The sequence below is a fragment of the Enterovibrio baiacu genome (assembly GCF_004120195.1).
Taxonomy (GTDB): domain Bacteria; phylum Pseudomonadota; class Gammaproteobacteria; order Enterobacterales; family Vibrionaceae; genus Enterovibrio; species Enterovibrio baiacui.
Genome location: NZ_SCHN01000001.1, coordinates 1 through 8122, shown reverse-complemented (window position 1 = coordinate 8122; position 8122 = coordinate 1). Strand labels below are relative to the sequence as shown.

General features: G+C 45.3%; 7 protein-coding genes. 6 read left to right on the top strand and 1 reads right to left on the bottom strand.

The annotated features are described in order from the left end of the window. From EQP46_RS00035 to EQP46_RS00020, 4 genes are all read left to right on the top strand, one after another. On the top strand, positions 1-1135 hold a 1135-nt coding region (locus EQP46_RS00035; RefSeq protein WP_129491717.1), incomplete at its 5' end, for a type VI secretion system Vgr family protein. Beyond that, positions 1136-2017 (top strand): DUF4123 domain-containing protein, encoded by an 882-nt coding sequence (locus EQP46_RS00030; protein ID WP_129491716.1) that lies wholly within the window; start codon positions 1136-1138, stop codon positions 2015-2017. It abuts the gene before it with no gap. Continuing rightward, positions 2010-5099, top strand: a complete 3090-nt coding sequence (locus tag EQP46_RS00025; protein ID WP_129491715.1) for a toxin VasX — start codon at positions 2010-2012, stop codon at positions 5097-5099. Before EQP46_RS00030 ends, EQP46_RS00025 begins: the two co-directional genes overlap by 8 nt. A 12-nt stretch (positions 5100-5111) precedes the next feature. Further along, the gene (locus EQP46_RS00020) at positions 5112-6095 is read left to right on the top strand and encodes a hypothetical protein (RefSeq protein WP_129491714.1); all 984 of its coding nucleotides are present in this window, start codon (positions 5112-5114) and stop codon (positions 6093-6095) included. A 72-nt stretch (positions 6096-6167) separates the two neighbouring features. Here EQP46_RS00020 and EQP46_RS00015 read toward each other — a convergent pair whose 3' ends face one another. Further along, positions 6168-6521, bottom strand: a complete 354-nt coding sequence (locus EQP46_RS00015) for a hypothetical protein (RefSeq protein ID WP_129491713.1) — start codon at positions 6519-6521, stop codon at positions 6168-6170. Positions 6522-6861: 340 nt separating this feature from the next. Here EQP46_RS00015 and EQP46_RS00010 point away from each other — a divergent pair, with 340 nt between their 5' ends. Continuing rightward, positions 6862-7380 (top strand): Hcp family type VI secretion system effector, encoded by a 519-nt coding sequence (locus tag EQP46_RS00010; protein WP_017015011.1) that lies wholly within the window; start codon positions 6862-6864, stop codon positions 7378-7380. Between the two features lie 147 nt (positions 7381-7527). Further along, the coding region (gene tssI, locus EQP46_RS00005) for a type VI secretion system tip protein TssI/VgrG (protein ID WP_129491712.1) at positions 7528-8122 on the top strand (595 nt) is incomplete at its 3' end.

The following is an 8122-nucleotide window of genomic DNA, read 5'->3' as shown; positions in this document are numbered from 1 at the left end:
TTGGATTGTGGTGACCCTGCACAGTGAAGGCACGCAGCCGCAAGCACTGGAAGAGCATGGCGGTGAAGGCATGACGTCCTTCCACAATACCTTTTCGGTCATTCCTGGTCATCGCCCTTGGCGACCATGCCCCGAGGCCAAACCTTGTGTGCACGGCCCTCAAATCGCGATTGTCACTGGCCCTGCAGGGGAAGAAATCTTCTGTGATGAACACGGGCGCGTGAAAGTGCAGTTCCCGTGGGACCGTTACGGCAACAGTGACGAAGCCTCTAGCTGTTGGGTACGTGTCTCCCAAGGCTGGGCGGGCGGCCAATACGGCATGATGGCGATACCGCGCATCGGCCATGAAGTGATTGTCTCTTTCCTTGAAGGTGACCCAGACCAACCCATTATCACGGGTCGTACGTATCACGCGACCAATGTGCCGCCCTACCCGCTGCCGGCCAACAAAACCCGCACTGTCATAAGAACCGAAACCCATCAGGGGGAAGGCTTCAACGAACTGCGTTTTGAGGATGAAGCGGGGCAAGAAGAAATCTATGTGCATGCTCAAAAGGACATGAACTTGCTGGCCGAGAACGACCGCAAAGACAACATCAAACATGACTTGCATCTGGATGTGGAGAACGAGCGGTTTTCACACATCAAGGTGGATGACCACCTGACAGTAGATGGGCAAAGCAAAGAGCACATCAAAGGTGACAAAACCATCGTCACCGACAGCTCGCTGCACATCAAAGCCGGCGACAGTTTCCTTAACGAAGCAGGCTCAGAAATCCACTTAAAGAGCGGACACAAATCGGTGCTAGAAGCCTATACCGAAGTCACGCTTAAAGTCGGGGGCAACTTCGTGAAGATCGACCCCGCAGGCGTTCATATCGTCGGCTCCGTTATTAATATCAACTCAGGCGGCAACGCAGGCTCTGGTTCTGGGTTTGGTGGAGCAATGCCGATGTTGCCTGGGCAAGTGAAAGCGGAGACTGCGCCAGAAGAAACGGTACTGAACTTAGCGACGGCGTCACAACAATCAGCAACACCATTGATTTTACTTCAGCAAGCTAAAGCTCTCGTTGCTGCTGGAAAGTCGGGGAAACCTCTTTGTGAAGAATGTATCGATCTAGGCGAGGATAGCTAAGTGAACTTGCCTGACATAGAACCGAGTAAGAATCCACTTTACATTCTGCTCGACGGCGCCGTCATAGAGGATTCAGTCAAACTCAGTTATGAACTCGCAGTCAATCAAGACATCGAGATTATTTACAGTGGTACGGTGCTTAACACCGTGGCGAATTTGAGCCCAATTATCCTTCCGTTAAAAAATAATCAAGTTTTGCTCAATGCCGCGATGGACAAAAAGCCGCATGATTGGGGGATAGTATTTGAGGCAGAAGCATCAACCTCAGACGTCGCAGATCACTTAAAGACAGTTATCAAAGCCGATTTAGGCAACGGGAACACGTCGGTATTTAGATTCTATCTGCCTCACGTTGTAGGCCGAATTGCTTTGGCCTCCACTGACACACAAAAGCATCGACTATTTGGACCCATCACCAAGATTTGGAGCCAGTCTCGCATTGACAGAGTTTGGGAGATGACAGAGATAACCTATTTTGAAAAGCCTCCTGAAGAAGTAGACATAGGTTGGATGGCACTATCAGACAACCAGTTAACAGCTTTAGGCGAAGCAGCTAAACAACATTTTCAATATCGAGCTTTAGATCATGTGAACCAGCATTTCCCTGAACATTTTTACCTCGCCTCCCCTCAGGATCAGCTTCTAAAAATCGAATCCTATGTGAAACAAGGCCAGTCTTATGGTTTGAGTAGCGAAATGGAAAGCCTTTGCTTTATCAATATTCTCTGCATGCTAGGGGAAGATGCATTGGAAGGTGAAAAGCACAGTGATGTCAAAAGTCTCCTCGACAGTAAAGACACGATGCTTCCTTCAGAACGAATTAAAAACGCATTGAATAAAGCGACAGAACTTTATGAACAGAGAGAGTCTTTAAATGGTTAATAAAGCAAATGAAGCGGCCACTACGTCGAGTGCTGATAGCATCGACTCGCTGATGTCTACCTGTCCATTAAATGATGATCTCATCGTTATTCACCCAATGCGCTATTCGGTGAAGCAAGTAGAGTTTGAATTCATGCTACCGTCCGATGTAGGTAGGGGGCTTCCATGTTTGATAGAGCATGATTACATCATGCGCCCTGTTATCAATGCGTTCATATATTTGTTCAATGAAAAAGATAACTATGTTCTTCTTTCGGAATTTGATGACTCTGGTGAAGCTCAAAATACGGAGTGTGTTTACGGCCAAGCCCCCTCCGAAATACAAGGTAATTTTCCTGTCATCACTCAAGAAAAGAATGACAAATTCTCGATTCTCCTGACCCATATCAAATTGGATCAGGCCTTTGTTGACGGATTAATTGAGAATAAAGAAATACGCAAAGAGTTTTTGCAAGAAATTAGCGTAAGAAGAGCTCGAAAGGGAAAAGAGCCGCATTGCTTAATGGTTGAAGACTTATCAACGGTCAGCCCGGATTTTTGGAGTGACTATCTTAATTTCGATTGGGCATTGTGGCCAACACTAGACTTGTCTACACCACCATTGTTATCAAAGTATCAATCCATAGCACCAGATAGCCACATTGCTGTGGGAGTTGTTGATGCCATAGGTATCAGCATCGAGATATGCACACTTTTCAATGCTCAATATGATGCTGGCCTCACTCATATTTCAGAAACCCAATACCCTTACACAGTTGCCAACGCGACAAGAATGCTCATCGATCGCGAGGCGCAGAAAGGGTTTAGTAAGCAAGTAGACCGACGTATTCACGTTACCCATGATCCAAAGGACCAAATACGCGGAATTCCAACTTACTACGACCTTACCGACAAGGAAATTCAAAAAACACGCGAAGATCGTCGTGACCGAATCATTAAAGATTATCGCGAAGTTATTCGTGGTAAAGAAATGGATGAGTTCCAAAAGGAGCGAGATAGCTTCACTTCAACATTCAGCAAAAGCTTGGAAGAAGTCGCTCTAGATTGGACAAAATGGCTAGAGTCTGATTACACCGATTTTGCACTCGCCCTATACTCACCTTTCGATAAAGACCAAGTTCAGCTAAAAGAAATCGCTGTTGCCAACATGCTAGGCAATATTCAATCAACTGAAGTCGGGAAGAAGCTCCGCGATGAATGGGTACAGGACTTTGCAAAGCACGCGACAAATACAGGAAAACCGACCTCAAAAGGCATTGGAGGACAAATATGGTCTGCATTAGGAGTAGCACACGCTGTCAACCAAGAAATAAGTAAACATTTAAAGCTTATTTATGATGCTGGCTCGATAAATTGGGAAGAAGCAGTTAGCAGCCAAAATCAGCTTCTCCAAGCTGCTTCAGAGGCAACTGACAGTATTCAATATGCCATTGGCGAAAAGGTTGCTCAATTTGTTGTAGATGCAGAAAACGAAGCAGCTTGGCATGTTTACTATCAGGCGATGGCTGAGCGTTATGGTTATCAATATGGAGTAATGACTACCTCATTGAATGATGTCCTTGAAGATATCGAAGACTTCAACGCAGTCCAATTTGCCGCTTCAGCAGAGCATATCCTCGTAGCCAAGACCAAAAATATTAAAAAGAAGAAGTTAAAATCTAAAGGCAAAGGAAAGGGGGGTGTTAAAAAGAAAGCCAAATACATTAACCCTAAAGTAAAAATAAATTTATACCAGCTAGATACAACACTCCAACCGGGCCACAAACCCACTGCCCTTGAAGGTTTTGCCTATTGGGTGGTAAAAAATGTGAAAAAAACTGGCATCAACAGTCCTGATAGTAAACTCGCGCAATGGAGCAAACAATTATCTGGTGTTGTAGATAAGCACAATAACAAGTTCACTGGTTTCCTGCTGATTGCTCAAGCGGCAAATATGATCTCCGTCGTCAATAAGGTCGCAACAACAAAAGAGAAAGATGCAAAACTAGCATTTGAGGTGTTAAATAGTTTCACTGGGTTAGTTCAATCTGCTCTAGCTTTCATCCAAAGTGCTAAATTCGCGAATAACGAACAAGCAATGAAAGCCGCTGCCAAATCTACAATAAGCTCGTTTGGAGTCAAATCAACTCGAGCTCTATCTAAACTAACAATGCCCATACCTCAAACTACTCTGGGTCTTTACTCAGCTCGTGTAACAAGGCGTTTAACCCAAATTGCTCGCTTTGGATACCGAGCTTTGCCGGTCGTCGGAAACTTGTTGGGAGCCATAACAAGCTATTTCAACTGGTCTGAGGATGTGGAACAACAGGACAACTTAGGCGCTAAATTTGTTGCAGTGTCATCCATGATTGTAAACTCAGCAGCCTTAGTTCTCGCTGTTGCAGCCTTGGTTCCAGGCGTGAATACTGTAGTTGGGGTCATTGCTTTGGTGCTTGCCGTAGTAGGCATTGCTTTAGATCTCATACATGCTTGGATAGAAGACAATAGGCTTGAAACGTTTCTCAAGGGATCTTTTTGGGGAATAGGCAGTCGATATGCCTATGAGAAGAGCTTACCTGATGATACATCAGCAAGAATAGAATACTTCAAAGAGCTCACGAATGAAGATGTACAGAAAGTAAAAACCAAGGAGTTAGTGGCATTTACCGATGAGCTGTTCAGACCCATTTTCAGCCACTCCTCATATGATGAAAGCGGCTGGTTCTATAAATATGAAGACTTCTCGCTAAATATATATTTCCCAGGATATGAAAGCCATGTTAGTAAAATCTCTCTCAAGGTCCTTGGTGTAATCGACGACAAAACAGAACTCTTATATGGTCGGGTTATCAATGCTGATGGATCCGTTGACCATTCGACAAATAAAATTGATATGAAGTCATCCTCTGAAAACGGTTTTGCCCTTGAGGCAGCGTTCAAAGAGAGTATATGGAAAAAGGATTATGACGGGTACCGCTTCGATATTAGCTATGCAAACCCTAGCTCTTTTCCCGTAACGTTAAACTATTCAGTAGAACTGGATGATGATGCTGCCCTTTTTTGGCAAGATGATGTCAGCACTGAAATTGAAGTTAAAAAGTAATTGAGGCGAAATATGCCAAATAGAATCAATAAAGTTTCTGATGATCTTTGGATTGGAGCGGAACAAGAAGGCTACGCGCCTCATTTTAGAAATACAATAAAGAGAAGAGGCAAGGGCTTTAGCACGGGTTTTGGAACCAGCCATATCATGGAAGATGTGCTGAGCCCTCCAGCCAAAACTGTGGAGTTAGTTGATGAATCCGAAACAGATGAAGGAGGGTTTTATGATGCCTCTTATCTCCTTTTCTCCGCGGGAACGCATGGCGATTTCATTGATATGAGAGTGAACAGTGTACATAACCGACAAACACTGACTCGATTTTCTCAGTTCATAATGTTTCCAATCCTTTTACTTACCTATCTAACATTCAGACTGTTTCGCGATGATACTCCATGGTTTTACTTACAACCCGTCGAACTGGGCGTTTTAATCTTTCTGATGCTTTTGTGCTTTATCGAGATAGCCCGTCCAATAAAGACGCCGGTTAGATTCCATTACAAAAACCAAGAAGTCTACGTTTACCACAAAAAAGCCCTCTACCGAATCCCTTGGAATGAGTGTGAAATCGCGTCTATGTATGCGCCACATCATGTTAGTTATGGCGCATTTTCTGATGCATATAATCTGAACCTTTGGCTATATCCCAAGCACTGTGTAAAAGGGGAGTGCGGGAACCAGCCTATCGCTTTAAATTTGGTAACTGCTGTGGCTGAGCATGGAGAGGTATATGTTTATTGGGAATTCGTTCGACGGTTCATGACCATAGGAGAAAAGGGTGTCCTAACGGGAAATATGCAACAAAGAGTGCTTTTTGGTTTTCCGAATCCCGATTGGAGCACAAAGGCAAAAGTTATTGGTTGGTGCTTATCGCCAATTTTTTATGGACTTTTGCCTTTTATTTCTCCTTCACAATTTGCAATTCGCTTCAATCCAATCAAAGACCATTGGCCTGAAGAAGTGCATAAATGGACCGGGAAAACAGTCAACTGGCATTAACTCTGGTAACAAAGTGATGACTGAATCATCGTCGTCTGACTTAAATCCTTGGGTACAGACGACGAACTCACCTCACCCCAACAACTTCCCCTTAATCCCATTGAACACCGCCAGCACCCTATCGTGGGCTGGCTTGTGGTCGGCGATAAACGACAAACACGCCAAAGCACTTTCATCATAATCTTTGGGTAATTTAACCTTCAAATCCTTCGAAATCGTCTGGGCGTACTTGAGTTGTTTTTCTGTCGGTAGTTTTAACTCATCAGGGATCGCTGCATGGATCGTGTCGGTAATATGATCCGCAAATACTGGCCATTGGTTGAGATCAACCGTGGTTTCTTGTGTGAGTCGTAAGAATTTCTTTTGCTCGGCGGTGAGCGAATACTTGAAGGTTACCGCACCCACTGAAAAAATTATGTCGTCCATTTCGTTCCCTGATAATGGCGTTTTTTATTGTTGAATCTTACCAGTATGAAGTGCTTTTGATGTGTCTGATCACTGCGTCATTGATGTAATTACTGTCATCACAACTTGGGTTTGCTGGCAAACAATCTTATCCGAGCATCGGCCAATTCTTGCTCAGTGAGCAACTTTTCGCCCAGCACCTAAGCAACTCCTTGCTCTTCATTTTCTTACCGTAAGCTAACTCTTTGTTTTTATTCACACCAACAGCTGGCACACCCCTTGCGTTATCTACTGCGTTGTAATCAAAACTAACGTCTATTCCGACCCTTTGGGTCGGTATCCACTGCATAAGGACATCGCAATGCCAACTCCTTGTTATATCGCTATCGAAGGCAAAACTCAGGGCAACATCACTGCTGGCGCGTTCACTGCTGACTCTGTCGGTAACATCTACGTGGAAGGCCACGAAGACCAAATGCTGGTTCAAGCCTTTGACCACATCGTCACCGTACCGACTGACCCACAAAGCGGTCAGCCTTCTGGTCAACGTGTTCATAAGCCATTCAAGTTCACCGTGGCACTGAACAAAGCCGTGCCACTGATGTACAACTCGCTAGCGTCTGGTGAGATGCTGCCGAAGATTGAACTCAAGTGGTACCGCACCTCGGTGGAAGGTAAGCAAGAGCACTTCTTCTCTACCATTCTGACCGACGGCACCATCATCGATATCGATTGCCAAATGCCTCATTGTCAGGACGCACAGAAGAAAGAGTTCACCCAGCTGGTGACTGTTTCTGTTGCGTACCGCAAGATTGATTGGGAACACACAGTAGCAGGTACTTCTGGTGCTGATGACTGGCGTGCGCCGATTGAAGCGTAAGGCTTCTTCGCAAGGGGCGTAGGCCCTTTGTAGACAACCCGCCTTCTGGGCGGGTTTTGTCGTCAAGCAATGACGCCTGACGATACTTTGTTCCTTGTTTGTTATGGTGAGGAGCCTTCGTGCTAGAGGTTCTTGCTGGGATGGTTTATGGCTACGGAAAGCGGTCTCCAATTTACTCTTGCTGTTGAAGGCTTACCCAACGACACCTTTGCGGTGCTCGAATTCTCGGGAGAGTCTGCACTCTCTACGCCTTTTCTGTATCAGTTTAAACTTGCCAGCCGCAATGAATCTGTCTCCCAAGACGAGGTCGTTGACCGCAATGTCACCCTCATGCTGTGGAACAATGGCGAACTAGAACAACGCTTTCATGGCATTGTGCGCCGCTTTACGCGCGGTGATACGGGATTTAGTCATACCCGTTATGCCCTTGAGATGGTCCCTGCCCTGTCTCGTTTATCGCTTCGTCACAACAGCCGCATTTTCCAGCAGCAATCCGCCCCTGAAATCATGAGTGTCCTTTTGCAAGAAATGGGCATTGATGACTATGCCTTTTCCATTTCTGGGCAACCCCAAGTCCGTGAGTATTGTGTCCAGTACCGYGAAACRGATTTGGATTTCCTTCAGCGTCTNGCGGCAGAAGAAGGCATTTTCTATTGCTTCTTGCATGACAAAGACAAGCACACGGTGTTGTTCTCAGACGATACCCAGACCTTAACCGCGTCAGGACAAGCCCTCCCTTACA